This window comes from Bacillus cereus group sp. BceL220, assembly GCF_051776965.1.
Taxonomy (GTDB): Bacteria; Bacillota; Bacilli; order Bacillales; family Bacillaceae_G; genus Bacillus_A; species Bacillus_A cereus.
In genome coordinates, this window is record NZ_JBPWBC010000006.1 from 105291 (window position 1) to 130015 (window position 24725).

Below are 24725 nucleotides of genomic sequence, written 5' to 3' on the forward strand. Positions count from 1 at the left end.
TTTTATTAGGGGGAGAAAGTATGGGGAAGTTATTTTTAAAAATATGTTTTTTCGCATTAGTGACGGTATGTTCATTCGCAGCGAAAATATCATACGCTGAAGAAAGGCAACAAAATAATTATCCTATCATATTGGTGAATGGATTTGCTGGATGGGGTAGGGAAGAAATGCTGGGCGTAAAATATTGGGGTGGTGTTCATGATATACAGGAAGATTTGAAACGAAATGGTTATACGGTACATACCGCTGCTGTTGGACCTGTTTCTAGTAACTGGGATCGTGCATGTGAATTGTATGCACAAATTAACGGTGGGACAGTAGACTATGGTGCCGTACATGCTGAGAAACATGGACATAATCGTTTTGGCAGAACTTATAGTGGTTTTGCACCGAATTGGACTGAAACAAATAAAGTTCATTTAGTTGGACATAGCATGGGTGGACAAACGATTAGAACATTAGTACAGCTATTAAAAGAAGGTAGTTTTGAAGAAAAGAATTATGTGAAAAATCACCCAAACACCAAAATATCACCACTATTTGAAGGCGGAAAATCATATGTTCATAGTGTTACAACATTAGCAACCCCTCACAACGGTACAACACTTGCGGATGGGAGTCTTCTGCTACCGTTCGTTAAAGATTTACTCATTACAACTGCAAGCTTCGGAGGAAACAATAATTTATCGTTATATGATTTCAAATTGGATCAATGGGGTATAAAGAAGAATGCTGGAGAGTCCTTTTTCCAATATAGTAATCGTATTCTAAATAGTTCACTTTGGAAAAATACAAAAGATATAAGTCAATGGGATTTAAGTACAGATGGTGCAAAGGAGTTAAATAATTGGGTAAAGACACAACCGGATGTGTATTACTTATCCTATAGTGGACATGCATCACAAGCAGCACCTATAACAGGTTTACATTTACCTCATATAACGATGAATAAAGTGTTGATGGGGAATGCGTTTTTCTTAGGTTCTTATGCGAGATATGAAGAAAACCGTCCGTTAGTTGATACTTCTTGGTGGCAAAATGATGGTGTAGTAAATACAAATTCCATGATTGCACCATCTTCTAATGTTGCTGTAAATAATAATGAGTCATTACAGGTTGGAAAATGGAATCATATCGAAACGAAAGCGAATTGGGACCATCTCGACATGGTAGGGTTAAGTGTTTCAGACTCGTTAGGTTTTTCTAGCATTCAAGAGTTTTATAGAACAATTGCTGAAAAGCTATCACGTTTACCAAAATAGGTAATAATAAAGCGCTCTCGATGGAATTCGAGAGCGCTTTATATTATATTGAAAGAGGGATTTGGTAGAAAAATATGGGGGGATATTATGAAAATTCAAGTTGTATTATCAGGATACGGAACAGTAGGCAGAGAGTTTATAAAATTATTAAATGAAAAATATTCATATATATATGAAACATATGGGATTCAATTAGTTGTAAGTGGCGTATTAGGGAGAAATATTGCAATACATAATGAAGAAGGCTTATCTCTTCATCATTTATTGATGTATGGTGGCGGTACCGCTGCAATTGAAAAATATTTAGAGTATCATCCGAAGGAACGTGCAATAACTAGCATAAGTGGTACTGTATTGGTAGAATCAACGGTTACAAATCTTAAAGATGGAAATCCAGGGAAACAATATATGAAACAAGCGATTGAGAAACAGATGGATATAGTAGCAATTTCTAAAGGTGCGCTCGTTACAAACTGGAGAGAAATAAATGAAGCAGCAAGAGGCGCAAATGTACGAATTCGATATAGCGGTGCAACAGCCGCTGCACTACCGACACTAGATATTGGACAATTTAGTTTAGCCGGTTGCAGTATTGATAAAATAGAAGGAATATTAAATGGAACAACTAATTATATTCTTACGAAAATGTATGAGGAAGATATGACATTTGAAGAAGCGCTGAAAGAAGCACAAAATAAAGGGATTGCTGAGACAAACCCTATATTAGATATAAGTGGTTCAGATAGTGCGTGTAAATTGTTACTTTTGACTAACAGCTTAATGGAAACAGAGAAAACACTTACTGATATACATATAAAAGGAATCGAGCATGTTACAAAACAGCAAATACAAAATGCTAAGAAACAACATAAAATTATTAAATTAATAGCATCAATATATAAGGATGAGGGTGGCAATGTGAATTTAAATGTTGAACCGTGCGAAATAGAAAAAGATCATCCGTTAGCAAAAGTAAATGGGAGCGAAAAAGGAATTACGTTCTTTACAGATACGATGGGACAAGTTACTACAATTGGTGGGGCTTCTAATCCACGAGGCGCTGCAGCTGCAGCTTTAAAAGATGTAATTAACTTATATCGAAAAGATTTGTAAGACCGTACCGCCCTTTATAAAAAATACATATGTCGTGGACCTTTTGAGAATGAAATAAATATGCAAAAATGATTGCAGGGGGTAAGGAATTGTTTAAGGATTTTAAAGTTGTTAAAGATCGTCCCGTTTATATTCAATTAAAAGACTATTTGAAAAAGATGATTATGAAAGGGCATTTGCTCGGGGATCAAAAAATCCCATCAACAAGGGAACTAAGTGAATTACTAAGTGTGAGTAGAAACACTGTACTCGCTGCTTATGCAGATTTAGAGCAAGAAGGACTCATTTATGCAGTTAAAGGAAAAGGGAACTTTGTTGCGAAGGTGGATATATCTAACACTTCGTCTGTTGAAATAGATTGGAAAAATAAACTTAATACAGTGACCGCATTAGCGGACGAATTAGATTTAATGAAACATGGTGTTCGTTGGGAAAAGGGAATGATTGTTTTTAATAGTATAGCCCCGGATGAGAAGCTATTTGATGTTGAAAATTTCAAAAGAGCTTTTCTTACTCGTATGTCCATTGAAGGGGACATCGTATTGAACTACGGATATGCAAAGGGATATAGACCGTTAATGAATTATTTACTTCATTACATGGAAATGAAAGGTGTAGACATTTCGAATAAAGATATTCTAATTACAAATGGATTTACAGAAGGGTTGGATATTGTACTCTCTTCTTTATCAAAAAAATCCGGGCGTGTCATTTGTGAGAATCCAACTCACCACGCTGCACTTAAGCTTTTCCGTTTACATGGGCTTGAAGTTCATGGGATTGATATGCATGAGGATGGTATTGATACGAATGAAGTTGAAAAAAGTTTGCGTGAAAAAGATTTTGATTTTGCTTATTTAATTCCTTCTTATCATAATCCAACCGGTATTGTTACGAGTTCAGAGAAAAGAACGGAATTGATGAGGTTATTCTCAAAATACAACGTTCCTATTATAGAGGACGGATTTAATGAAGAATTACGTTATTCAGGTTCACATTTAGCTCCATTATTAACTTTTGCTGGTGCTGGCAATAATGTGATTTATATTAGTAGCTTTTCAAAGGTACTTTTCCCTGGTTTACGTGTAGGGTGGATTATTGCAGATAAAGAGCTGATTCATTATTTGGAAAGCGTAAAAAGAGCAAGAACGATTCACACATCTACGCTAGATCAAGCTGTTCTGTTTCAATATTTACATGAGGGATATTTTGAAAAATATTTAAAAAAGGCAAGATCTGTTTATAAGAAAAAATATGAGTTAGCTGTCGGGGCATGTAACCAGTACATTCCTTTCAAAAGAATGACTGGAGATGGTGGACTGCATTTATTTATAGAGCTAGAAGAGCATATGAACGCCCGCACACTTTTACAAAAGTGTTATGAGAAAGGCGTTACGTTTTCACCTGGAGATGTTTTTTACTCTGATGGAGAAGGAGCGAACACTTTCCGATTAGGGTTTTCGCGCTTGAAAGAAGAAGAAATAGTTCGGGGAATTAAAATAATTGGTGATACATTAAAAAATGAAAATTGGAGTTGAGAAAATGAAAATCGGTGTTATTATGGGCGGGGTATCGTCTGAAAAACAAGTTTCAATTATGACCGGGAATGAAATGATTGCTCATTTAGATAAAAATAAGTATGAAATAGTCCCAATTACATTAAATGAAAAAATGGATTTAATTGAAAAAGCGAAAGACATTGACTTTGCATTGCTCGCATTACACGGAAAATACGGAGAAGATGGGACAGTTCAAGGAACACTGGAGAGTTTAGGGATTCCTTATAGCGGAAGTAATATGTTATCTAGTAGTATATGTATGGATAAAAATATTTCGAAAAAGATTTTACGTTATGAAGGTGTAGAAACACCAGATTGGATTGAACTTACAAAAATGGAGGATCTAAATTTTGATGAGTTAGATAAGTTAGGATTTCCATTAGTGGTAAAACCAAACTCCGGCGGATCGAGTGTCGGGGTGAAAATCGTTTACAATAAAAATGAATTGATCTCAATGCTAGAAACTGTATTCGAATGGGATTCTGAAGTAGTAATTGAGAAGTATATAAAAGGTGATGAAATTACATGTTCTATTCTGGATGGAAAACAGTTACCTATAGTTTCAATTCGACATGCAGCCGAGTTCTTTGATTACAATGCAAAATATGATGATACTAGTACAGTTGAGGAAGTTATCGAACTTCCAGCAGAAATTAATGAACGTGTAAATAAAGCTTCACTGGCTTGTTATAAAGCATTAAAATGTAGTGTTTATGCAAGAGTTGATATGATGGTGAAGGACGGAATTCCATATGTAATGGAAATTAATACATTACCAGGGATGACACAATCAAGCCTATTGCCCAAAAGTGCAGAAGCAGCGGGAATTAGTTATAGCAAACTATTAGATATGATTATTGAAACATCATTAAAAGTTAGAAATGAAGAAGGGTTTTAAGGAGATTATATAACTAATTCTTTTGACAGTTTCACGAAGTATGCTATGATGGATACATTATAAAAACAAAATATTTATCCACTAGGGGGGCCTTTTATAGGCTGAGATCAAATGTGATTTTGAGACTCTTAGTACCTGATCTGGTTAATGCCAGCGTAGGGAAGTGGGAAAGACGTTGCTATTTAATGAGTAAATAAATACTGTCAATTTCACTTTCTTTACGCCTGTAAAGAAAGTTTTTTTATTTTATAGCTTTAATAATTGTGGATAAATACTTATATTTTATACATTATTGGAGGGATTTAAATGACTTTTTCACAATCATTACGTAAAGAAGTAGATTCAATTTGGGAAGCGAGTTTTAACCATCCTTTTGTAAAAAAACTTGGTGAAGGAACATTAGATTTAGCTAGTTTTCGCTATTATGTGCTTCAAGATTCATATTATTTGAGTCATTTTGCTAGAGTACAAACTTTAGGAGCTGCAAAAGCTCTTGAATTAGAGACGACAGCTCGTATGGCACATCATGCTCAAAATACATATGAGGCCGAGTTATCTTTACATGAGAATTTTGCTAAAAAGCTAGGGATAACAAAAGAAGAAAAAGATAATTTTATTCCTGCGCCAACTGCATATGCGTATACTTCACATATGTATCGTGCTGCGTATGAAGGGCATTTAGGAGATATCATTGCAGCAATTTTACCTTGCTATTGGTTGTATTATGAAATTGGCGAACACTTAAAAGAGTGCCAGCCGGAAGAGCCAATTTATAACGAATGGATTTCTGCTTATGGATCTGATTGGTTCCGTACGTTAGTTGAAGAACAAATTACACGTTTAGATACTATCGCTGAAAATGTAACAGAGGCAGACCGCAAACGTATGAAACAGCATTTTATTATTAGCAGTCAATATGAATATTCATTTTGGGAAATGGCTTATACATTAGAAAAGTGGCCAGTGGATAAAGACGTAAAAGACGTAATTGGATAAGGAATAGAAGTAATGTTATAGATAGGTATGGATAATATCTATCTATATATTTTTTCTTGTCAAATTTGCGTAAAGTCATTAGTGCTACGGATATGGCGAAATGGAATATCGATAATTTAGCTCATTTACTTGTCTACGCATTAACTGGATAAACTTCTGTCACATTTATTTTACAATCAAAGAACGTAAATGTTGGTGGTATGAAGTTAAATAAGAAAAGAAACCCGAGCTGTTAGCTGTAACGGAGTTGTTTTTTCTTTGCAGGAATTTCTAAATTATCATGGAGTGTTGTTAATACGATATGCAAATATGCATATCGTATTTTTTTGAGTTCTTTATGTGTTAAAATTAGATATAAAGATATGGAAATATAAAGAAGCAAAAGCAGGAATATCCAATGAATTTTGAGAGGTGTTATATGTTTACAAATAAGAAATTAATTCGATTTGGTTTATCGTTGTTTGTATTTTTAGGGATAATTAATTTTACAATCAGCTATTTCCAAACATATCTTGAAACAGCAGCAGATATTAAATGGGTAATTCCAGAAATTTGGAAAACTATTTTACTAGATGTTCCTCAAGGTATACTTGTTCTTTTAGGCGCAATTGCTTTATATGATTTCACAAAAGAGGCATCACAAAAAGACGCATCAATCTAAGTGTGTCTTTTTTCTATTAGGAATTTCATAGAGAGTTTTGCTGGAGAAATAGAATGAAAAGCCCTAATAAGGGCTTTTTTCTTTGTAGGAATTTCTTATCCGTCATAGAAACCAGTTACTTGGAGGTGTTATAGCGAAAGGCATTTACAGTACAGAAAAATCTAAGCGGCAGACGGAAATATATAGGATATGACAACATAATTATTGAGAAATTAATTGAATTTAGTAGGTATGAAGATATGACGCTAGAATTCATATTTTTTAATTTTTATTTATCCCGCATTAACGGGCTGTTCGTAAAAGCCTGATTGGTGAGGGCTAATAATCAGCGGGGGATGAACTCCCCCCACTGATTAAAGTTTCACTTTATAAAAATGAGCCCATAGCAAAAATAGGTATATGAACAAGGTGCATCATTTAGTGATAAGTCATACTTTGTTGGTGTACGTATTGAACTTAGTTTATAGCACTATTTTTACTTAGATGTAACGAACAGAAATATAGGGAAGCATTAATGAGGTTGTATTTTATAAACGGAGGTTATGAAAATGAATCAGTTTCAACAAGAACTACAAGCGTTAAGTCTTAATGATTACCGGTCTGGAAATATTGTCTATTGGGACCAGCAAAACCAATATCCATATTACTATATTGAAGATGCTGCTCGTCGCTGTGGCGGTTGTGGTCGTTGTGGTGGTTGTGGTGGAGGTCGTTGTGGCGGATTCCGTTGTATTGGTTGCTTCGGTTGTTTTGGTTGCGGAGGTTGTGGAGGTTGTGGAGGTTGTGGAGGTTGTGGTGGTTGCTCTAACTGTTTTGATGGTTTTAGTGGTACTACTGATACTACTGGTACTATTATAACGTATGAATATTGATTGCATTTATCCTGCTATTTGCAGGGCAGTAAGACCCTAAAAAAATTCAGCGGGAGCAAAGAGAAGTTAGGTGGCGGACTACCCATAAAAGCCCAATTGGTGAGGGCTAATTAAAGTTTCACCTTATCAATTAAAAAACATTAGTTTTATATATGTACGTGCCGACAAAGAATATAGCCATTATTATAATGGATATATTCAATCATTCAAGTGAAAGAGTAACAATAAGATATATAGGTGTAATCAAGAGGTGATGGATAAAGCAATGACTAGATTTAAAATCTAATCATTGCTTTTTTCTTATGGTTTTATCATCAAATATCTGTCTGGTTTAGGGATTGATTCCTTCTAGCTAATGAATTCATTACAACTTTGTAAGGTTAATGTAATGTTAATCGATAGTAAATGAAGATGCTTGAGTGTAATTTAAATAAGATTAAAAAGTACTGTTTATCTATAAAATAATCGGGTAAATAATATGTAATTAGGAAGTGTATGAATATGATTGAACTAAAATCTATTATCCATTCGTATAAACTAAAGAGAAAAATAGCTAAAGATTTATACGGAAAAAGAGATGAATTGACACTGTTATTAAATGAATTTAATAAAATGAAATGTACAGTAACATCTGAAAAGAAGAAAAACAATATATTATCTCGTTTGCAACTAATTTATCAAAATATGAAATTAGATAAGCAGTATCCTCTATCAGTTGCTTTTGATAGTAAATTATTGGAGCGATTAGAAAAAGAACCTCTACATACTATTGAGGATGGTGTAACATGTTTACATCTAATGTTAGATGTGAATTATGAGAAAATAAAACAATATGGTTCGAGTACAAGTAGGTCATTTGTTCCATTATCGCAGTCTTCTATTTGTCTTGCTGATTGTATTTGTTTAACAGGAGTTGTAGTAGGTTTACTAGGAGCAATTTCATTTGGGGGATTACTGTTATCTATATGTTCAATTACATAAAGGTTGATATTTGTAAAAAGGGCACCGAATTAAGGTGTTCTTTTTTGGTTTTTTTGTAAAGATATTGTAAATGATAAGTACAATGCATTAAGTGTAATGTATAATTCGAATGTATCGAAATTCAAATATAATAGAGGTGTTATACATGATAATTACTTTGAATTTTTAAAAGAGTCGGTTTGATAATAATTTATGTAGATAAACAGTTTTTACGTTTCTTTTAAATACTTGGTTTAAATGGATTAGATTAAGTAACTATTGTTCTAGCTTTTTGATAATCAAGACAACTGAAGAAAGGAAGGAATCATTTTATGAAAAAATTAAGGCTGCTAACATTTGAAAATATAGTAGAACCCCTTTTAAATGAAAAGGTATCATTTATATACTTTCCTATTGAATGGCTGGACATCGTAGAGATACATTATAAGACATTTTTATTAACGAGTAAGTTGAAACGTTTGAATGAAAGATTGTATGATATGTTTTCGGATATATTGTTTATTCAGCATAACCCGTACGTATTAAATGAAAATACACCATGGATTGTATCGAAAGAACCTATTAGACAAGAGCAACTCGATTATATTTTTCAAAGTTGGTATGAGATTATTCATGATTGGAAACCAAATAGATTAGTAGAACCACCAAAATATGAATGGCAATCCGATTTGATTTCTAATTTGCCAGTACTACATGATAATGAAACGTATTCTAAGTGGGTGCCCGCTTTAATCTCACATATTTTTTGTGAGCGTCCTATATATTTAGAAAATACAAATGAAGAAGAAATCTATTTTTCCCCTCTTAGATCACAAAATATTTGTGAGGCGATGTCAGGGCCGATAAAAGATGAAAAAACACAAGATTTTTTCTCCTATGTATATCGATTCGAATGCATAACCCGCGGTGGTGAGAACGCTCCATTATTAAATATTTCAATAGGGATTCGGAGATTTTATCAAGAATATAAGATGATAGGTTAAACAAACCTTGATATAACAACGTTTGTTTGACCTATTTTTATGAATTGCAAACATTTTGCAAACATACGTTATCCAAAGATGCTTTTACCAAAGTTTTTAACGGCTTCTTCTTGCATATTCGGTAAAACATGAGAATAGATACTTAATGTCATTGAAATATCTGTATGACCTAATCTCTCACTGATGATTTTAGGGTTAACTCCTTGTTTAAATAGTATAGTTGCATGTGTATGTCTTAAATCATGGAATTTAATTTCTTTTATACCTACTTTGTGTGTCGCCCTAATGAAACCTTTTCTGAAAGGTGCTCTTTTTATGATTCTTCCAAACTCATTACAATTTATTAAATCTTGATCTAGATAAGCAGAACCAAACCTTAATTTCTCTTTATTAATTAAAATTTTATGTTTTTTTAAGGCGGCTATTGTTTCATTAGGTACAGGAATTGTGCGTTTTGACGAATTTGTTTTTGCAGTTTTTTTGATTTTATTGTCATGACCAGATGTTTGATTTATTGTAACGGTATGTTTTTCAAAATCAATGTCCTGCCATCGTAACCCTAGAACTTCTCCTAGACGCATACCTGTAGTTATTGCAAGTAGATACCCAATGTGATATCGTGATTCTTGTGAATGAGCTAAAAATTTTTTTACTTCTTCCTCTGTCCAAGTCTGGATAGGGGATTTTTCTTTTTTAGGTATCTCAGCAAAATCTGCTGGATTTCGAGACATAATATTTTGTTTTACGGCTAGGTTTAAAGCGCTCTTTAAAATTCTATGCATAAGCAGAATAGAATTGCTTGCAATCCCTTTATCCATCGCAGTCTTATAACATTTTTGAATGTGTATAACATTTAATTGATGGAGTGCAACCATTCCTATACTAGGTATAACATGTTGGTTGATAAACGCCTTATAGCCAGCAAAGGTACTCTTTTCTATGCTCATACTTTTAATTTCTAGCCAATGATTTAGATAATCCTTTAACGTAACTTTAGATGGTTCTATAAAAGTTCCTTCATTCAACTCTGTAATTTTCTTTGCCACATCAGCCTGTGCTTCTTTTTTTGTCTTATATCCAGAAAACCATTTCTGTCTTCTTTTTCCTGTCTCTGGATCAGGACCGATATCAATAACAATACAATACTTATTTCCTCTTTTTCGAATATGTCCTTTCACTTAAAACACTCCTTCATTTGTTTTGAATCATGTTGTATAAGTCTAGTTGTAATTTTGCTGCTATGAAAATTACATAGTTGGACATATCAGCGATGGATACATTTTACCATATATAAGTAAATTCAGTTATAGGATATGATTGTAAAATAATACTAATTTTATCTTTACAATATACGGAAAATTCGGTAATATACTTGATGGAATTATAAATCAATTCAAGGGGGAAGAAAGATGAAAAAGTTATTTACAGTATTTTTTGCACTAGTATTGGCATTTACAGTTATTGGTACTACGCCAGCTATGGCAGCGGGAGACGGGAATGCACAAGTTTATTATAATAATGAATTCAATATAACTAATTATGTGTTTTCAAAAAAACCTTTATTAAATAGTCCAAGTGATCCAAACCCAGTAGGTTATGTTGCTTGGCAATATGTTACAGTAAAACAAGCATGGTTTTTAATTGATACATCTTTAGGGCCTAAGTGGGTAGGATATAATGAAGATAATGGAGTCTTGCTGTGGAGTAGATTCGATGCGGCTCATGCGAAGCTTTTTATTAGTGAACATAGAGTGGGATTACATAATGATCCAAGTGACCCTCGTGTAGTAGGTTATGTAGCAAATCAACATGTCACAGTAAAACAAGCATGGTATTTAATTAATACATCATTAGGACAAAAATGGATTGGTTATAACATGTAAAAGGCGCTCATTATGAGTGCTTTTTTATTTGTATATATAAGTCTAGTTGTAATTTTGCTGCTATAAAAATTACATAGTTGGACATATCAGCGATGGATATATTTTACCATATATGAACAAATTCAGTTATAGGATAAGATTGTAAGATAATACTAATTTTATCTTTACAATATACGGAAAATTCTGTAATGTAATTAATGGAATTATAAAGCGATTCAAGGGGAGGAAGAAAGATGAAAAAGTTATTAGCAGTATTTTTCGCAATAGCATTAGCATTTACGGCTATTGGTTCTACACCAGCTATGGCAGCAGGGAATTCTGATGCAAGAATTATATCTTATGTCGGAGTACTACAAAACTATATTTATGGTAAAAAGCCACTATTCAATAGTCCAAGTGATCCAACAATAGTAGGATATGTAGCTAATCAATATGTAACAATAAAGCAACCATGGTTTATTGTTAATACATCTTTAGGGGAAAAATGGATGGGATTCAATCAATGGGAATCTTCACTATGGCGTGATTTTGATGCAGGCGCGGGACGTTTATATGTATCAGGAAAAGTGGCTATACGCAATGATCCGGGCTCTCAACCAGTAGGTTATGTTGCTAATCAAAACGTTACAGTAAAACAAGCATGGTATTTAATTAATACATCATTAGGACAAAAATGGATAGGTTATAATTTGTAAAAAAGCGCTCATTATGAGTGTTTTTTTGTATATATAAGTCTAGTTGTAATTTTGCTGCTATAAAAATTACATAGTTGGACATATCAGCGATGGATACATTTTACCATATATGAGCAAATTCAGTTATAGAAAGTGATTTCCATTACTTGTTAATAAGTAGTTAGACACGATACAATATTTAAGTATTCAATAGTAGAAATAAAATAGTAGAATTAGTAATGTATATTTAAAAGTTATAGAGTTTGAAGGAGAGGGAATTATGGTTACAAGTAAGGTGTTAAAAGAAATATATATTTCGGAGGATAGTGATATATATAATGAACTTTCACCAGTTGGGAAGTTTAGTTTTTTATTTGATGGATACATTTTTCGAGGGGAAAGTAGCAAATATAAGCTTTTGCCAAGTGCTTTAAGAGAAGATGAACAGAGTTTTAATAAGCTTTTCGAATTTGCTGGTCTAGGAGGCGAAGGCGGTATAACTTATACACATGATCAAAAGAATCATGAAAATTTTTATCAAATTGCAGAATTAGTTGCTCTAAAAAGATTTTATAATTTAGCAGATTTAAAAGGCCTTAATCTTCCAGATGCCCCATTTTTAAGAGGAGATATATTGAATGATTTTACTTTTGGTTCAATAGCGAAATTAGGCGATGTCTGGATTCCTGATGAAATGTTGGAAATCGCAGCATTAGCGCAACATTATGGAGTGCCAACCCGTTTAATTGATTGGACAGTTAATATTTTTACTTCTTTATATTTCGCATCAATAGGTGTTATAAAATCAGGTCGTGTAGATGGAAATATGGTTTTGTATGCGTTGAACTATAAAATAATAGAGTTCTTAAAACATACCGATCATAAAATACCCTTACGTTTAGTAAGACCGGATAATTATCGGAATCCTAATTTGAATTATCAAAAAGGGGTGTTGAGTTGTTGGTCATACAAAACGAGTAAAATAAAACAATTTGGAGTTGATTTAGTTGATAGACGTTCATTAGAAGTTATTATCCAAGAATATGTAGATAATAATAGGATTCGCTGGGATGATCCAAAAGTAGAAGAACAGCCACTTATATATAAATTTTATATTCCACAGTCTAAAGCATATGAAATTTATAATTTAATTACAAAATTAGGTTACGGAGCAGATAGTTTATTTACAGGATTCGATGGAATTGTTAAAAGAATCGAAGAAGATGTTATTTATCATAGAACAAAGAGGTAAATAAATGAAAAAAGAGCCATAAGGCTCTTTTTTATTAGTAAAAACATGTTAATTTTCACCGTTATGATTGGAAAAGATTTCTACTACAATCGACTCATAAAAACTCTTTTATTATTTAAAAACAATTAGAATAAATGCTCTTATAATAGTGAGATATTTTTAGTAAGAACATGGTTTTTTCGAAAAAAACTTTCTCAACATGAATTTACTGTTAATGGAATGAATGTTCTAAATCTTGTGATAAACTGATTTTAATGAAAAATAAGAACGAAAAAGACCCATAGCGCAGCAAAAGTAGTGTGCAGCCACTCTTATGCTGTTCCCTAATGTGGATAGGGAAAACTCTTGCCATGAGTCAGCCCAAGTATAACATAATAATTAAAATGAAATCCTCTATGGTACAGTTTTTCTATTGAGAAAATTCGGGAAGGTGTCTCGCGTTCAAGGAGGCTTTAGTATGAATAAGGTAATAGGTTTTGGAGGTATTGTTTCAAGTGAAGACTTGAATTCAGCGAAATTGTCAAAAATAACAAATTTATCGCAGTCGAATTTATGGAAAACGTTGAATGGAAAAGTACCCATGACTTTTACAAAACTTATGAAAATCTTGGGTGGACTTGATTCTGAAGAAAAGAAAATGGAAGTAGTTCAGGAGTTCTTGAACAGTACCAATAAAGAATCGGATATAAGACTTGCTATGTATTATTTATATTTAGCAGGTTACACAGAACTACTTAGTATTCTTGTTGGAAAAGAGTATAAACAATCAGTAACAAATAATTATAGAGAGATTTTTCGTGTTTGTTTAGATAGACAAACTCATTCTTTAAGATCAGGAGAATTCCTTAAAGAAATAGAAGTGTTGCGTACAAAGGTGAATTTAAATAAACCAGGGGTAAACATACTAGTGAATACCTTAAGTATTTATGGTTATTTTGATTTAGGAGCATACAATGTTTTAACAGTATTACAAGGGATGATACAAGAAAAAATTAATGATATGCCAAAAGGTTTAGAAAAAAAGCTAAATGAGGTAGAGCTAAACATAATATGTTCATATGCATATTTAATGCAAGATGAAGTAATTATGGCTAGAGATTTATTGCAAAAAGTTTTAGACGAAGAAGGAGTTCCGCGTTTATTAAAAGCTACAGCATTAAGTATATTTGCTGAAAGTTACATTTTCTGTGATCCTGATAAAGCATTGTATTATTTTGAGCTTTCACTTATAGAATTGAAGAAAATAAAAAATAACAAATCATTACTTAAAAGAAAATTAGTGGAAAATACTAGCTCTTTTTGTTGTATTATTCATAATATTCCTGTAAAATCGGAATATATACATCATGATGCTGAAAGGGCGTTAAAGTATATACGTCAGAATAAGAATAGTGAAGCTGCAGCAATATTACATCAGATTGCTAACCGTACTGCAATTCAAGATTTTTATCTATCGATAGCGACAAATGATGAGGTATTGCGTAGGAAAGCATATCATCGATTCTTAAAAGACGGCAATTTATTTTACATAAAAATCTTTGATATCTTAAAGTGAGGGACAATGAGTATGAAAAAAATAGTAGCTAGTTTAGTTATTGCAGGTACACTTGCATTATCAGTGTTATCTGTTGGTTTGGTATCAACTAAAGATAATAAAGCCGCTGAAAAAGTAAAAGAAGTACAAATAATGAAAATGGACCCAGGAACTTTAGGATAATAAATGATTTTAAATGCCATTGCATCTAAGAATGCGATGGCATTTCGTACGTTTAAGGAGTTATTCATTTTCTGCATTTTGGCATTTTTGAATAATTTAGGGTGATGGGGGAAGAAGAGTGGAGCGTATGGTAGAGAGCACATTATGGGAAATGTTAAAGTTGGAAGTTTTAACGAATGATGAAGAAAAGAAAAAGGAAGTGGAGACTATTAAAAGTATAGTTAGAAAAGAAAAAAATGATTGTTAGCCCAAATGCTGACAATCATTTTTTATTAGGGGCCACAGCAGCCTTCATCATATCCAATAACATATTTTGCTTTTCTTTTGGCATTTTTTCTAACACATCAATAAGCTCATTGAATTCTTTTCTTAATTCAGTATACTGAACAGCATTTAACTCTGGATCGTCAGATCTTCCTAATAAGAAATCAGCCGATACATTCAAGACATCTGAAATTACAACTAGAAGTTCATTAGAAGGAGAACTATAACCAGTCTCATAATTAGAAATAGTAGTTTTATTCATTTTAACGTCTGCATTCATTTTTTCTTTAATTTTTAACGCTAATCCATCTTGAGTTAAGCCACGTTTCTTTCTAGTCTCTTTTATCCTCTGTCCCAAAATAGTCACAAAATCACCCCGTTAATATATATTCACCAAAGTAGGCGAAAATAATTTACTAAATAAAAGTACAATTAAATTGTACTTTGTTTATAGTACTTTTGCATTAGTTTTTTCAATGGTTTTGTTTTAGTTTTTATATTTATGAATAAAAGTACAAAAAACTCAAATATTATTATTGACAATCCAAAATTATTGGACTTATAATAAATATAAGAAGTCCAAGTAAGTTGGGTTTTAGGAGGTGTCATCGTGGGAAAGAAACGTCATAATTTAATCAATGCTCGCAAACGTAAAAAATTAACTCAGGAGGCATTAGGAGCGCAGATAAACAAAAAGAAATCCGTAATAAGTAATTGGGAAACAGGTTATGCGACCCCTACATTAGGTGATGCATTACAGTTGGCTCAAGTATTAGAGGAAGATGTTTTTATTCTTTTTTTAGGAAATGAAGTCCAATAATCTCAAACATTATATAGGAGAGTACAAAGAATACACATTTAACATAAATTTCGAAGGGAGCAAAACAAAATGGGATTAGATCAAATCATTAAAGATTCAATCCGTGAAGTAGTTCGCGAAGAAATCCAAGCGGCTTTAGCGCAGTTTCAGCAACAATCACAACCAAACAAGGTAATGAGGGTGAAAGAAGCAGCTGATTATCTTAACATCGCTGTCTGTAGAATGTATGAATTAGCAAGTCACCCACAGTTTCCAGTGATTAGGGAGGGGCGCAAATTACTTTTCCTACAAAAGGATTTAGAAGCTTGGCTTGAAACACAAAAGGAGGTGATTTAGTGGAAGATACAATGTCATTAGTAGCATTCGCAATGTTTATGGCATTTAGTGTATTGCTACTTTACATTACTTACGAACCGATAAAAAGATGGGCTTGGAGTGACATAAAACAAAATAAAAAGACCCACGGCAATGGGTCCTTTAGAAAAAACAAGTTGTTATAAGTATATCACGGAAAGTAGGGAAATAGTACATGCGTTTAATTGAATATCAAGTACTATTACCTAATAAATTCTGGAACTTAGCAGAGAGCAAGGATGAATTAAAGCAAATGATTGTACAGTATTTCAAAGTTGGTTATCCGCATTATGAAATTCAACGAATTATCAAAAGTGGACAAGCATATGTGGCGGTTTGTACTAGGAGGTAAATGAATGGCTACTTTTCGAGTTAATAAAGATAAGAACTACACAACGATAAATAATACAGGTCTTAAAGATAAAAGATTAAGTTGGAAAGCAAAAGGTATTTTAGCGTATATTCTTACGCTTCCTGATGACTGGGTTTTTTATAGAGAAGAATTATCTAGGCATGCTAAGGATGGGCTAGATAGTTTAAGAGCTGGGATGAAAGAGCTAAAGGAATATGGGTATCTTAAAAGATTTCCAGTGAGAGATGATAACAACAAAATTGTGAGGTGGGAAACAATCATATACGAAGTTCCTCAAAATGATCCAGTGGTGGAAAAGCCACCAGTGGAGATTCCACCAGAGGGAAAGCCACCAGTGGAAAAACCACCGGTGGAAAATCCCAAGCTACTAAATACTAAAGAACTAAATACTAATAAACAAAATACTAATATACAAAGTAGTAGCATCTTCTCTTTCTATGAAAATAATTTCGGTATTTTAAATTCATTCATAGCCGAAAGTATTTCGCAATGGATAAACGATATGAACGAAGAACTTGTGCAAGCAGCTATGGAACGTGCATTGAAGCAACAAAAAAAATGGAATTATGCTGAGGGCATTTTAAAACAGTGGATTAACAATAACGTGAAGACTTTAAAAGATGTTGATGCTTTAGAAACGAAATATCAACGAACTAAAGGAGTGAAAAAACGTGTCGGAATCAATTGGAAGAGTGATGACTCGGATAGTGAATACATCGGCTTGTAGTGAAGAAACAGAAGGGTATACATGTGAACACTGTAATAAATATATAGCCGCAATCACTGTAGAAGTTCCGCAGTTACGTATTAAAAATAAAATACTTCCTACATGTGAGTGTGTTGTAGAACGTGAAGAAACAAAAATACGTGAAGCTCAAAACTTTGCTAAAAAACGAGAAATAGAAAAGTTGTTTAGTATCAGTAATTTAGGAGAAAGATTCTCGAAAAGCACATTTGAATCATTTCTAGATAGAAATGGATCAGAGACAGCTTATAAAGTCGCAGTGAAATACGTGAAGACATTTAAAGAATGGAACGGGGAATCGTTAATGCTTTGGGGAGAACCTGGTAATGGTAAAACACACCTAGCAGCCGCAATTGTAAATGAGCTTTCTAAAAAAGGATACATTGTCGTCTTTCAAAGTGTTCCAGAATTATTGCAACGCATTCGCAGTACGTTTAACAGCGAAAATAAAGAAAATGAAACACAAATTATGAGAGCTCTTTTAGAATGCGACTTACTTATATTAGATGATATTGGAGCGGAAAAAACTACGGAATGGGTAGAAGAAAAATTGTTCAATATTATTGATGGTCGGTATAGAAAAGAACTTCCTACTTTATATACGAGTAATTTGGAACCAAAAGAGTTGAAAAATCAAGTTGGAAAACGTTCATATGACCGAATGGTTGAAACAAGTCTAACTGTAAAAAATGAAGCCGCTAGTTATAGAAGAGAGATAGCGAAGCAACGTTTACAAAGATTTATAGAAGCATAAAAGGAGGGAAAAATATGTGCGCATTATGTCATGATACAGGAATTATTCGTAAAGAAACTTATCCGGGTGTAATTGAAACGAACGGTTGTAATTGTGAAGTGGCAAAGCGACAGCAAGCGGAAAACGATAAGCGTTGGCAAGCATGGTTAATAAAATTTGAATCAATGAAACAAGAATTAGAAAGAAGCAAACAACAAAAAGCTAGTTAACAAGGGGGAGTAATATATGAAAAACAAAACAATTTTAAAAGCTGAACAGTTCCATGATGATTTGTTAGAAGGTAAGAAATCATTAAATGACTTAAGAGAAGAACTAGGTTTAAAGAAGATAAATGAACCAGCATTCAATACTTTGTTGAAGGTCAAAGTAGAAAATAAAAGAGTTGTAAATTTGGTACATCTTAACAAAGAAGAATTTAGTACGGAAACCATTCATATCCGGGCGCTTCCAGCAATTACAGATTGTTTAAATGAATTGAGAGTTTTTAATTATCAGTGTGCAAATACGTTTGAAGAATATGAAGAATTAGTGAAAGGAGATTGCGAACTAATAAAAATGACGATTAATAATTATATTGATGCAATGGGAAAAGCGATGCTTCATTTAGGTGAGTTTGTGGAGAGATGGAAAAAATAACTCTCCGTAGCGCCCACTACGGAGAGTTATGATCAATAAATTTCTTTAACTGCAAAGTTAATAATTTCAGTTGGATCTTCAGGGTTTCTCTTTACTACACAACGGATTTCACCGGATTCAACCAATTGGTCCACAACTTTAAGCATGGTGTCAGATGAAAGATGTTGGAGTCTTTCGTCTGACAATAAAAATTTCATATTCAAGTGTTTTTGAGAATCTGGATGTAATAAATCCCTATTTTCATTAATGATTTGAAGAATTAGTTCTTTGGTAGATTCATAAGCCATAGTTTTACCTCCTTTCCAATTATATGTTTATTTTACATGAATTTAGCAATGAGGTTGTCTGAAAAAAATAATAAGGGTGATAAAAATATGAAAAATACAGGTGTTGCAAGAAAAGTGGACGAGCTAGGTCGTGTAGTAATTCCAGTAGAGTTACGCAGAACTTTAGGGATTGTCGAAGGTACGGCACTAGATTTTCATGTCGATGGGGAAAACATTGTTCTAAGAAAATATGAAAAGTCATGCTTTGTAACGGGTGAAGTTTCTGAAACCAACATAGAGTTGCTAGGTGGCCGAATGTTTTTAAGCAAGGAAGGGGCAATTGAATTACTGGATCTTATTCAGAAGAGTGGGATGGCATATGCCTAAGCAACTAAACATTTTCGATGTAGAGCCAGCAATTTGTGAGTTCGATGTAATGAAGGCAAATGTGAAAAGAGGTACTGGACGCACTACATATGCTGATGTACGCGTCCAGGTTCCAACGAATGCAAAGTGTACGGATGAATTACCACACACAACTAAACAAGATGATCGTTATGACATCTTTGAACAATATGTAATGGCAATATGGAGATTTCAAAGAGCTGTAGATAAGTTTTTCAATTGGGATACAGCTGAAGAATTGTGTAAGGCAGCAAGGGATAAAAAAGAAATAATTCCGGTACGGGTTTATTTAGGAAGTGGCTTTAAACCTGATGTTGTCGAGTACATGCGGTAGTAAAAGGGAGAGGGACATATGAAAAAAATAGAAATTGATGTTAGTAGTAACAAACTTTTAATAGTGAAGGACGGAAATGTCACAGCGGTAAATCCACCAATGAGCGGATTTGGTGAGCAAGTTGCGGTTTGGGTAAACGGTAAAGTTGATCGTGTGGATACTAAGTTTACTGAAAAGATAAAATAATTATTTTTAGAAAGTAGGTTCGCTTATGAGTGTAGCAAGAAATCATGAAGCGATGAAGGAATCACGGTTGAAGGTATACATCGTTTTAGAAGAAGCTAACTTCATTTGGGATGAAAGAGATGTAATTCGTTTTCGTGAAATGTGGAGTCAGGGCATGAGCTTGCCAAAGATGGCAAAAACGTTAAGAAGGCATCAAGCGGAAGTTGCACTCCTTGTAATAGATCAGGCTGATAAGTATTTAATTGAAAATCGTCCGATAGGATTAGGGATTTGCTAAACAGGAAGGGGAAAATAAAATGAATGCTATGGAAAACGGTGTATATGAAACAACTAAATTAGTTAGTGAATCAAAGGAAGGACAAGCTGTAGTGAATATCTATCAAATTAGTGAATTAGATCAATATCAAGAAGCGGCATTACGTACATGGAATACAAATAACGATTTTGTTGGACGTGTTTTAAATGCAGCATTAGGGCTTACGGGAGAAGCTGGCGAGGTTGCTGATGTTGTGAAAAAAGCAATTTTTCATGGTCATGGATTTGATCCAGCTCATTGTCCAGGAGAGGAAGAAGGGAATACACATAAAATCGCTTTAGAGCTAGGGGATATCTTGTACTACATTTCAATCATGTCTCACGAAATGGGGTATACCCTAGAAGATATCGCTCAAATGAATGTATCTAAATTAGCAATAAGATACCCAGACGGATTTAGTCGAGAAGCTAGTCAAAATCGTGTAGATATGAAATGAAAATTGTAATAAAAAAGAGCCATGAGTGGAAAGGCTCATAGCTCTTTTTTATAAGGGTAATGATCTTATATATAAATATTATCATATAATCCCAAAAAATTCAATGTTAGTCAATTAAATGGTATAAAATTTGAGTTTTATTAAGAAATGGGGAACGAGAAATGGCTATTGAAGCACATAAATGTAACGTTAAAGGATGTAATGGTCTTGTAGTTTTTGAAAATGCTGATTTTGATTTGCAAAATCCTGACACAATTAAAGGAGTTTATGCACTTGATGATCCTACTTGTAACGTTTGCGGAAAAGAATTTTTAGTAGTACCTAGCTATTCTGTCATTGATCTTGATGTAGAAACACAAGAATTTGAAGAAATTGAACCAGCTTGTATTACTGAATGGCAGAATCAAAGATTTTAACCAAAGCGTTATTTTAAAATTAAAGAACGCCCAAGGGAGCGCTCTTCGATCAAGACAATATTGAAAAATACTCTGTAATTTATGTAATCTTTTTAGCTTTGTGAGATTAATCAAAAGTTTTTTGACTTGTTTTTGGATGGTATTACATTTTGTTCTATTTTTTCGTAAAGATTAAGTAATTGTTTGATGAATGTAATTTTCGGTGTTAACCAATATGAAAATATCGCTGAAATAATTCCTATTAAAGCTCCTGTTATGACATCGAAAGGATAATGAACTCCTACCCAAATACGAGAAATAGCTACGCAGAATGCAAGTACAAGCCATAACCATCTAGCTTTTTTACGAACAAGCCAGAATGAAAAACAAATTGAAAAAAATAGAATCGTATGGTCGCTAGGAAATGAATTATCTACTGCATGATCGACAAGTTTATTAACATTAGGTAATACTGCAAATGGTTGATAATTCAAATGCAAATTCCCTGCTAATTTTCCAATTATTTCAGCAGTTACAAAAGCAACCATCGCTTGAATAATCATCATTTTGTTTTTTCTAGATTGAGTAAACCAATAAGCCATAATAATTAATCCTAAAAAATACACCATATATTCCGCCAAAAATACCATAGTTGAGTTTAGGGATGAATATTGCTTCCCTAAATCATTGATTGCTCGAAAAGCATCAATATTTAATTGAGAAAAAGACATTTTTAATTCGCTCCTTACTGTGTGTCTATAACTTTATAAGGAAAATTATAGTAAAGAGTTTATAGTGAAAAAATTGATTTCAGTGACATTAGTATTACAAAATTGTAAGGATTAGCTCATTAAAGATTTTTAATAAAATAGTTATTTTGTGTTAATTAAAAAAATAGAGAGCTCTTTTTAAAGAGCTCTTGACCAAAAGTGATCTTGAATATGAATACGCACAATATTGTATGCGTGCTATTCAGGTAGGTGCAAATTTAAAACAAAATTCTTATTGTATGAGCAAAAATAAAAGAATCCGTTTGTTATAAACGGATTCTTCCCACAAGGTGTGCAAGAAATTCAAGGTAACTGGACCAGAGCCACCTGTGGAATCTCTTGTGATAATACTGTATGCAAAGGAATCAATAAGGTTAATGAAATTTAAACAAAATCCTTATTTTAATTAAAAGAGCAGCTAGCAAAAGCTAACTGCTTGTTGAAAAAAGAATCCACCCCAGATTATTTACTGGCAGAGTTTCAAGAAATAAATGATTAAATTAATTTAATTTTTCAATTACAATCGAAGCATTTATATTTGTTTGTGTTCCACCCGCCAAAGTTTGCAAAGTAACTGCAGCAGCGGAAGTATGATTATTAAGGGTAATAATATCACCTGCTGCTAAAGTGAGAATTGTTTGCCCATTGTTTTGTTGAGTACCTGCACCTGATCCATAAATGGAGTTGGTAACGGGAGCCCCATTTAAAAAGAGGGCAAATTGATTAGGTTCAACTCCTGATACAGAAAAAGAAATTTTATAATCTCCAGCATTAATAACTGTCATCTGAGAAGTTCCGAGCGTATGAGTAAAACCGGATGTGATTCTACCGTGTGAATTAAAAAGAATAGGTGCTTCTAAGGCAACAACTTGAGCTGCTGTATTGAAAACATAAGCATACTGGGATAAACCAGATACTGTAAGACCGATAGGCCCAGTAGGTCCGGTAGCTCCAGCGGTTCCTGGTAATCCAGTAGGTCCAGGAATGCCTTGGATGCCTTGAATACCTTGAAGCCCAGTTGGGCCAGTCGGGCCGATAGGTCCAATAAGTCCTGGATTACCTTGAATACCTTGGATACCCTGAATTCCAGTCGCCCCAGTTATTCCAGTGGGTCCAATAGGACCAATAGGCCCCGGATTACCTTGAATCCCCTGAATCCCTTGACTTCCTTGAGGTCCAGTGGGGCCAGGAATGCCTTGGATACCTTGGATACCTTGGATACCTTGAAGTCCGGTTGGTCCTGGTGACCCAGTTGGTCCAGTGGGGCCAGTCACTCCGGTAGGTCCTGGTGGTCCCCCGGAAGGTCCAGTCGGTCCCGTTGGTCCTGGCGGTCCCCCGGAAGGGCCGGTCGGGCCAACAGCTCCAGAAGGTCCAGTTGGGCCTGCAGAACCAGGAATCCCTTGAGGGCCGGTCGGGCCAGGAATCCCTTGAATGCCTTGAATGCCAGGAATCCCTTGAATGCCTTGAATCCCTTGAATTCCAGTGACCCCCGTTATTCCAGTGGGTCCAATAGGACCTTGAATGCCAGGAATGCCTTGGATGCCTTGGATACCTTGAATTCCAGAAGGTCCAGTTGGACCAATAGATCCAGAAATCCCAGGAATCCCTTGAGGTCCAGAAATACCTTGAGGCCCAGTAGGTCCCAGGTTACCTTGAATTCCGGTAGGTCCCGTAGGTCCTGGAGGTCCACCAGAAGGCCCAGTTGCTCCAGTTATTCCGGTAGGTCCCGTAGGTCCCGTAGGTCCTGGAGGTCCACCAGAAGGTCCTGTCGCTCCGGTTATTCCGGTAGGTCCAGAAGGTCCTGTCGCTCCAGTTATTCCAGTAGGCCCTATTTGAGGTAAAGGAAAGGGTATGTGACAACAATGCTTTTTAAATTTACTCATTTTTACACCTCCCTTATAAATTAACTATCAATTTATATTTATACTTTAACAACTTATGAGTAAACAGACACACGGGTGTAAGGAAAAAACCTATGAAAATTACATAATAGGTTTTAAGAGCAAGCCTCTATTTTAAATTCCATACCAAAAAGAGCACCATATATAAGTGCTCTTCGGACCAAAACTCTTAATGTAAAAGGGTACGTGATATCATATGTAATTTTTTCATGGGCGTGAAGTATTTGAACAAAAACGCTATTTTATTAGAAAAGGAGAATGAAAAATGAATAGACCAAAGGTAATTCAATTAATAGCTAAAGTGATTTTTGATGCTTCTGAGAGTGGAAAGAATTACGGGTGGATGTGCGAACTTGATAACTCTTTAGATAATTTAGGTGAAGAGCTGGATGTTAGTAATGAAGAAATTTATGACACTGTATTAAAACTGAATGGTCCTGATCCAGTTGCAATCAGTAAAACAGAAGAAGGGACTTATAAAAGGACATTAGTAGAAATGCATTATCCCTGGGATATGATTAAAGATTGGTCCGAAGAGGATTGTGAGGCGGAAATAGGGGCAATCGATAGTTCAGATGTAATGTAACAAAAATTTCATTTTGTAGAAAAGAGGAATGGATATGGAGGATACTCTAGATCTTTTACAGGACTCAATTGATTTATTAATAAACCTTAGAGATTGGATGTATGTTATTCCAAAAATGGAAGCAAGAGGGTTTAGTATTGGTAAAGAATATTGGTTTAACTATGAAGATTTTAAGATGTTTAGAACACCAGATGAAGTCGGTATAGCTGTTAAAAATGATAAAGGGGCCTTTGAACATTTCAGCTACAGTGAATTTTTATCATTCTTTGAGCGCATATGAAAAAGCAGCTAGCAAAAGCTAACTGCTCTCCAGAAAAGCATTAAGAAGGAAGT

The 24725-nt window shown here is 33.9% G+C and carries 36 protein-coding genes, 1 pseudogene and 1 riboswitch; of the genes and pseudogenes, 32 read left to right on the forward strand and 5 right to left on the reverse strand.

The window, feature by feature from the left end; translation table 11 throughout:
* Window positions 1–20 precede the first annotated feature (20 nt).
* The 10 genes and pseudogenes from ACS2FK_RS17220 (at window position 21) to ACS2FK_RS17265 (ending at window position 9325) form a co-directional block, all read left to right on the forward strand.
* Window positions 21–1262, forward strand: coding sequence for an esterase/lipase family protein (locus tag ACS2FK_RS17220; protein ID WP_000517062.1), 1242 nt, complete (start codon window positions 21–23; stop codon window positions 1260–1262).
* Between the two features lie 87 nt (window positions 1263–1349).
* Complete coding sequence (locus ACS2FK_RS17225) at window positions 1350–2375, forward strand: homoserine dehydrogenase (RefSeq protein WP_063547373.1); 1026 nt, start codon at window positions 1350–1352, stop codon at window positions 2373–2375.
* An 89-nt stretch (window positions 2376–2464) separates the two neighbouring features.
* Entirely contained in the window at window positions 2465–3913 is a 1449-nt protein-coding gene (locus ACS2FK_RS17230; RefSeq protein ID WP_000471611.1) for a PLP-dependent aminotransferase family protein, read from the forward strand.
* 4 nt (window positions 3914–3917) lie between these two features.
* Window positions 3918–4832: a D-alanine--D-alanine ligase gene (locus ACS2FK_RS17235; protein ID WP_063549318.1), complete on the forward strand. Its 915-nt coding sequence runs from the start codon at window positions 3918–3920 to the stop codon at window positions 4830–4832.
* Window positions 4833–4905: 73 nt separating this feature from the next.
* Window positions 4906–5011, forward strand: a riboswitch (TPP riboswitch).
* A 127-nt stretch (window positions 5012–5138) separates the two neighbouring features.
* The gene (tenA, locus tag ACS2FK_RS17240) at window positions 5139–5828 is read left to right on the forward strand and encodes a thiaminase II (protein ID WP_000144507.1); all 690 of its coding nucleotides are present in this window, start codon (window positions 5139–5141) and stop codon (window positions 5826–5828) included.
* A 397-nt stretch (window positions 5829–6225) separates the two neighbouring features.
* Entirely contained in the window at window positions 6226–6489 is a 264-nt protein-coding gene (locus ACS2FK_RS17245; RefSeq protein ID WP_002082716.1) for a DUF3937 domain-containing protein, read from the forward strand.
* 548 nt (window positions 6490–7037) lie between these two features.
* Window positions 7038–7361, forward strand: a complete 324-nt coding sequence (locus tag ACS2FK_RS17250; protein WP_063547374.1) for a heterocycloanthracin/sonorensin family bacteriocin — start codon at window positions 7038–7040, stop codon at window positions 7359–7361.
* A 134-nt stretch (window positions 7362–7495) separates the two neighbouring features.
* Window positions 7496–7647, forward strand: a pseudogene (locus ACS2FK_RS17255) (site-specific integrase); the annotation flags it as partial.
* A 209-nt stretch (window positions 7648–7856) separates the two neighbouring features.
* Window positions 7857–8342: a hypothetical protein gene (locus tag ACS2FK_RS17260; RefSeq protein ID WP_002041181.1), complete on the forward strand. Its 486-nt coding sequence runs from the start codon at window positions 7857–7859 to the stop codon at window positions 8340–8342.
* Between the two features lie 311 nt (window positions 8343–8653).
* A complete protein-coding gene (locus tag ACS2FK_RS17265; protein ID WP_000736204.1) occupies window positions 8654–9325 on the forward strand; it encodes a pPIWI_RE module domain-containing protein in 672 nt (223 codons plus the stop codon).
* 68 nt (window positions 9326–9393) lie between these two features.
* On the opposite strand, the gene ACS2FK_RS17270 is transcribed toward ACS2FK_RS17265, so the two are convergent.
* Window positions 9394–10503, reverse strand: a complete 1110-nt coding sequence (locus ACS2FK_RS17270; protein ID WP_063547375.1) for a tyrosine-type recombinase/integrase — start codon at window positions 10501–10503, stop codon at window positions 9394–9396.
* A gap of 231 nt (window positions 10504–10734) precedes the next feature.
* Here ACS2FK_RS17270 and ACS2FK_RS17275 point away from each other — a divergent pair, with 231 nt between their 5' ends.
* The 6 genes from ACS2FK_RS17275 to ACS2FK_RS17300 all read left to right on the forward strand — a co-directional run bounded on the left by ACS2FK_RS17275 (window position 10735) and on the right by ACS2FK_RS17300 (window position 15098).
* On the forward strand, window positions 10735–11208 hold the full coding sequence (locus ACS2FK_RS17275) for a hypothetical protein (protein ID WP_063547376.1): 474 nt from the start codon (window positions 10735–10737) through the stop codon (window positions 11206–11208).
* Window positions 11209–11441: 233 nt separating this feature from the next.
* Window positions 11442–11903 carry a hypothetical protein gene (locus tag ACS2FK_RS17280; protein WP_000734558.1) on the forward strand — a complete coding sequence of 154 codons (462 nt, stop codon included), beginning with the start codon at window positions 11442–11444 and terminating at the stop codon, window positions 11901–11903.
* Window positions 11904–12162: 259 nt separating this feature from the next.
* Window positions 12163–13134: an FRG domain-containing protein gene (locus tag ACS2FK_RS17285; RefSeq protein WP_063547377.1), complete on the forward strand. Its 972-nt coding sequence runs from the start codon at window positions 12163–12165 to the stop codon at window positions 13132–13134.
* A 457-nt stretch (window positions 13135–13591) separates the two neighbouring features.
* Entirely contained in the window at window positions 13592–14689 is a 1098-nt protein-coding gene (locus ACS2FK_RS17290; protein WP_063547378.1) for an AimR family lysis-lysogeny pheromone receptor, read from the forward strand.
* A gap of 12 nt (window positions 14690–14701) precedes the next feature.
* Complete coding sequence (locus ACS2FK_RS17295) at window positions 14702–14851, forward strand: hypothetical protein (RefSeq protein ID WP_080469931.1); 150 nt, start codon at window positions 14702–14704, stop codon at window positions 14849–14851.
* A 118-nt stretch (window positions 14852–14969) separates the two neighbouring features.
* On the forward strand, window positions 14970–15098 hold the full coding sequence (locus ACS2FK_RS17300) for a hypothetical protein (protein WP_255288311.1): 129 nt from the start codon (window positions 14970–14972) through the stop codon (window positions 15096–15098).
* A 15-nt stretch (window positions 15099–15113) separates the two neighbouring features.
* Here ACS2FK_RS17300 and ACS2FK_RS17305 read toward each other — a convergent pair whose 3' ends face one another.
* Window positions 15114–15482 carry a helix-turn-helix domain-containing protein gene (locus ACS2FK_RS17305; protein ID WP_063547379.1) on the reverse strand — a complete coding sequence of 123 codons (369 nt, stop codon included), beginning with the start codon at window positions 15480–15482 and terminating at the stop codon, window positions 15114–15116.
* A gap of 243 nt (window positions 15483–15725) precedes the next feature.
* Between ACS2FK_RS17305 and ACS2FK_RS17310 the strand changes: the two genes are divergently transcribed.
* The 8 genes from ACS2FK_RS17310 (at window position 15726) to ACS2FK_RS17345 (ending at window position 18797) form a co-directional block, all read left to right on the forward strand.
* Window positions 15726–15935: a helix-turn-helix transcriptional regulator gene (locus tag ACS2FK_RS17310; RefSeq protein ID WP_063547380.1), complete on the forward strand. Its 210-nt coding sequence runs from the start codon at window positions 15726–15728 to the stop codon at window positions 15933–15935.
* A gap of 69 nt (window positions 15936–16004) precedes the next feature.
* Window positions 16005–16271: a helix-turn-helix domain-containing protein gene (locus ACS2FK_RS17315; RefSeq protein WP_000522020.1), complete on the forward strand. Its 267-nt coding sequence runs from the start codon at window positions 16005–16007 to the stop codon at window positions 16269–16271.
* Complete coding sequence (locus ACS2FK_RS17320; protein WP_080469807.1) at window positions 16271–16435, forward strand: hypothetical protein; 165 nt, start codon at window positions 16271–16273, stop codon at window positions 16433–16435. Before ACS2FK_RS17315 ends, ACS2FK_RS17320 begins: the two co-directional genes overlap by 1 nt.
* 29 nt (window positions 16436–16464) lie before the next feature.
* A complete protein-coding gene (locus tag ACS2FK_RS17325) occupies window positions 16465–16641 on the forward strand; it encodes a hypothetical protein (protein ID WP_080469808.1) in 177 nt (58 codons plus the stop codon).
* Between the two features lie 4 nt (window positions 16642–16645).
* Entirely contained in the window at window positions 16646–17389 is a 744-nt protein-coding gene (locus ACS2FK_RS17330) for a DnaD domain protein (protein WP_063547381.1), read from the forward strand.
* On the forward strand, window positions 17358–18161 hold the full coding sequence (locus ACS2FK_RS17335) for an ATP-binding protein (RefSeq protein WP_063547382.1): 804 nt from the start codon (window positions 17358–17360) through the stop codon (window positions 18159–18161). Before ACS2FK_RS17330 ends, ACS2FK_RS17335 begins: the two co-directional genes overlap by 32 nt.
* Before the next feature lie 14 nt (window positions 18162–18175).
* Window positions 18176–18370, forward strand: a complete 195-nt coding sequence (locus tag ACS2FK_RS17340; RefSeq protein WP_000332458.1) for a hypothetical protein — start codon at window positions 18176–18178, stop codon at window positions 18368–18370.
* A gap of 16 nt (window positions 18371–18386) precedes the next feature.
* Entirely contained in the window at window positions 18387–18797 is a 411-nt protein-coding gene (locus ACS2FK_RS17345; protein WP_000792379.1) for a hypothetical protein, read from the forward strand.
* Window positions 18798–18829: 32 nt separating this feature from the next.
* On the opposite strand, the gene ACS2FK_RS17350 is transcribed toward ACS2FK_RS17345, so the two are convergent.
* Window positions 18830–19084, reverse strand: coding sequence for a hypothetical protein (locus ACS2FK_RS17350; protein ID WP_000312979.1), 255 nt, complete (start codon window positions 19082–19084; stop codon window positions 18830–18832).
* Between the two features lie 87 nt (window positions 19085–19171).
* On the opposite strand from ACS2FK_RS17350, the gene ACS2FK_RS17355 reads away from it, so the two are divergent.
* From ACS2FK_RS17355 to ACS2FK_RS17380, 6 genes are all read left to right on the forward strand, one after another.
* Window positions 19172–19450 carry an AbrB/MazE/SpoVT family DNA-binding domain-containing protein gene (locus ACS2FK_RS17355; RefSeq protein ID WP_063547383.1) on the forward strand — a complete coding sequence of 93 codons (279 nt, stop codon included), beginning with the start codon at window positions 19172–19174 and terminating at the stop codon, window positions 19448–19450.
* A complete protein-coding gene (locus ACS2FK_RS17360; RefSeq protein WP_063547384.1) occupies window positions 19443–19802 on the forward strand; it encodes a hypothetical protein in 360 nt (119 codons plus the stop codon). The genes ACS2FK_RS17355 and ACS2FK_RS17360 overlap by 8 nt, the downstream gene beginning before the upstream one ends.
* Window positions 19803–19820: 18 nt before the next feature.
* The gene (locus tag ACS2FK_RS17365; protein ID WP_000717826.1) at window positions 19821–19988 is read left to right on the forward strand and encodes a DUF3954 domain-containing protein; all 168 of its coding nucleotides are present in this window, start codon (window positions 19821–19823) and stop codon (window positions 19986–19988) included.
* 25 nt (window positions 19989–20013) lie between these two features.
* On the forward strand, window positions 20014–20265 hold the full coding sequence (locus ACS2FK_RS17370) for a hypothetical protein (RefSeq protein WP_063547385.1): 252 nt from the start codon (window positions 20014–20016) through the stop codon (window positions 20263–20265).
* Window positions 20266–20284: 19 nt separating this feature from the next.
* Window positions 20285–20740: a nucleoside triphosphate pyrophosphohydrolase family protein gene (locus tag ACS2FK_RS17375; RefSeq protein ID WP_063547386.1), complete on the forward strand. Its 456-nt coding sequence runs from the start codon at window positions 20285–20287 to the stop codon at window positions 20738–20740.
* Between the two features lie 161 nt (window positions 20741–20901).
* Window positions 20902–21156 (forward strand): hypothetical protein, encoded by a 255-nt coding sequence (locus ACS2FK_RS17380; RefSeq protein ID WP_050822240.1) that lies wholly within the window; start codon window positions 20902–20904, stop codon window positions 21154–21156.
* Between the two features lie 110 nt (window positions 21157–21266).
* On the opposite strand, the gene ACS2FK_RS17385 is transcribed toward ACS2FK_RS17380, so the two are convergent.
* Together ACS2FK_RS17385 and ACS2FK_RS17390 are read right to left on the reverse strand one after the other, a co-directional pair.
* Window positions 21267–21866 (reverse strand): undecaprenyl-diphosphatase, encoded by a 600-nt coding sequence (locus tag ACS2FK_RS17385; RefSeq protein WP_063547387.1) that lies wholly within the window; start codon window positions 21864–21866, stop codon window positions 21267–21269.
* 539 nt (window positions 21867–22405) lie between these two features.
* On the reverse strand, window positions 22406–23788 hold the full coding sequence (locus ACS2FK_RS17390; protein ID WP_063547388.1) for a BclA C-terminal domain-containing protein: 1383 nt from the start codon (window positions 23786–23788) through the stop codon (window positions 22406–22408).
* 283 nt (window positions 23789–24071) lie between these two features.
* Between ACS2FK_RS17390 and ACS2FK_RS17395 the strand changes: the two genes are divergently transcribed.
* Together ACS2FK_RS17395 and ACS2FK_RS17400 are read left to right on the forward strand one after the other, a co-directional pair.
* Window positions 24072–24392: a hypothetical protein gene (locus tag ACS2FK_RS17395; RefSeq protein WP_063547389.1), complete on the forward strand. Its 321-nt coding sequence runs from the start codon at window positions 24072–24074 to the stop codon at window positions 24390–24392.
* Between the two features lie 34 nt (window positions 24393–24426).
* Window positions 24427–24672 (forward strand): hypothetical protein, encoded by a 246-nt coding sequence (locus tag ACS2FK_RS17400; RefSeq protein ID WP_063547390.1) that lies wholly within the window; start codon window positions 24427–24429, stop codon window positions 24670–24672.
* The last annotated feature ends 53 nt before the right edge of the window (window positions 24673–24725 follow it).

Bases quoted from the DNA above. Each gene is read 5' to 3' on its own strand.
- ACS2FK_RS17220 (WP_000517062.1), top strand. From the start codon at position 21: ATGGGGAAGTTATTTTTAAAAATATGTTTTTTCGCATTAGTGACGGTA.
- ACS2FK_RS17225 (WP_063547373.1), top strand. From the start codon at position 1,350: ATGAAAATTCAAGTTGTATTATCAGGATACGGAACAGTAGGCAGAGAG.
- ACS2FK_RS17235 (WP_063549318.1), top strand. From the start codon at position 3,918: ATGAAAATCGGTGTTATTATGGGCGGGGTATCGTCTGAAAAACAAGTT.
- tenA (WP_000144507.1), top strand. From the start codon at position 5,139: ATGACTTTTTCACAATCATTACGTAAAGAAGTAGATTCAATTTGGGAA.
- ACS2FK_RS17245 (WP_002082716.1), top strand. From the start codon at position 6,226: ATGAATTTTGAGAGGTGTTATATGTTTACAAATAAGAAATTAATTCGA.
- ACS2FK_RS17250 (WP_063547374.1), top strand. From the start codon at position 7,038: ATGAATCAGTTTCAACAAGAACTACAAGCGTTAAGTCTTAATGATTAC.
- ACS2FK_RS17260 (WP_002041181.1), top strand. From the start codon at position 7,857: ATGAATATGATTGAACTAAAATCTATTATCCATTCGTATAAACTAAAG.
- ACS2FK_RS17265 (WP_000736204.1), top strand. From the start codon at position 8,654: ATGAAAAAATTAAGGCTGCTAACATTTGAAAATATAGTAGAACCCCTT.
- ACS2FK_RS17275 (WP_063547376.1), top strand. From the start codon at position 10,735: ATGAAAAAGTTATTTACAGTATTTTTTGCACTAGTATTGGCATTTACA.
- ACS2FK_RS17280 (WP_000734558.1), top strand. From the start codon at position 11,442: ATGAAAAAGTTATTAGCAGTATTTTTCGCAATAGCATTAGCATTTACG.
- ACS2FK_RS17285 (WP_063547377.1), top strand. From the start codon at position 12,163: ATGGTTACAAGTAAGGTGTTAAAAGAAATATATATTTCGGAGGATAGT.
- ACS2FK_RS17290 (WP_063547378.1), top strand. From the start codon at position 13,592: ATGAATAAGGTAATAGGTTTTGGAGGTATTGTTTCAAGTGAAGACTTG.
- ACS2FK_RS17295 (WP_080469931.1), top strand. From the start codon at position 14,702: ATGAAAAAAATAGTAGCTAGTTTAGTTATTGCAGGTACACTTGCATTA.
- ACS2FK_RS17315 (WP_000522020.1), top strand. From the start codon at position 16,005: ATGGGATTAGATCAAATCATTAAAGATTCAATCCGTGAAGTAGTTCGC.
- ACS2FK_RS17325 (WP_080469808.1), top strand. From the start codon at position 16,465: ATGCGTTTAATTGAATATCAAGTACTATTACCTAATAAATTCTGGAAC.
- ACS2FK_RS17330 (WP_063547381.1), top strand. From the start codon at position 16,646: ATGGCTACTTTTCGAGTTAATAAAGATAAGAACTACACAACGATAAAT.
- ACS2FK_RS17335 (WP_063547382.1), top strand. From the start codon at position 17,358: ATGACTCGGATAGTGAATACATCGGCTTGTAGTGAAGAAACAGAAGGG.
- ACS2FK_RS17340 (WP_000332458.1), top strand. From the start codon at position 18,176: ATGTGCGCATTATGTCATGATACAGGAATTATTCGTAAAGAAACTTAT.
- ACS2FK_RS17345 (WP_000792379.1), top strand. From the start codon at position 18,387: ATGAAAAACAAAACAATTTTAAAAGCTGAACAGTTCCATGATGATTTG.
- ACS2FK_RS17350 (WP_000312979.1), bottom strand. From the start codon at position 19,084: ATGGCTTATGAATCTACCAAAGAACTAATTCTTCAAATCATTAATGAA.
- ACS2FK_RS17355 (WP_063547383.1), top strand. From the start codon at position 19,172: ATGAAAAATACAGGTGTTGCAAGAAAAGTGGACGAGCTAGGTCGTGTA.
- ACS2FK_RS17360 (WP_063547384.1), top strand. From the start codon at position 19,443: ATGCCTAAGCAACTAAACATTTTCGATGTAGAGCCAGCAATTTGTGAG.
- ACS2FK_RS17365 (WP_000717826.1), top strand. From the start codon at position 19,821: ATGAAAAAAATAGAAATTGATGTTAGTAGTAACAAACTTTTAATAGTG.
- ACS2FK_RS17370 (WP_063547385.1), top strand. From the start codon at position 20,014: ATGAGTGTAGCAAGAAATCATGAAGCGATGAAGGAATCACGGTTGAAG.
- ACS2FK_RS17375 (WP_063547386.1), top strand. From the start codon at position 20,285: ATGAATGCTATGGAAAACGGTGTATATGAAACAACTAAATTAGTTAGT.
- ACS2FK_RS17380 (WP_050822240.1), top strand. From the start codon at position 20,902: ATGGCTATTGAAGCACATAAATGTAACGTTAAAGGATGTAATGGTCTT.
- ACS2FK_RS17385 (WP_063547387.1), bottom strand. From the start codon at position 21,866: ATGTCTTTTTCTCAATTAAATATTGATGCTTTTCGAGCAATCAATGAT.
- ACS2FK_RS17390 (WP_063547388.1), bottom strand. From the start codon at position 23,788: ATGAGTAAATTTAAAAAGCATTGTTGTCACATACCCTTTCCTTTACCT.
- ACS2FK_RS17395 (WP_063547389.1), top strand. From the start codon at position 24,072: ATGAATAGACCAAAGGTAATTCAATTAATAGCTAAAGTGATTTTTGAT.
- ACS2FK_RS17400 (WP_063547390.1), top strand. From the start codon at position 24,427: ATGGAGGATACTCTAGATCTTTTACAGGACTCAATTGATTTATTAATA.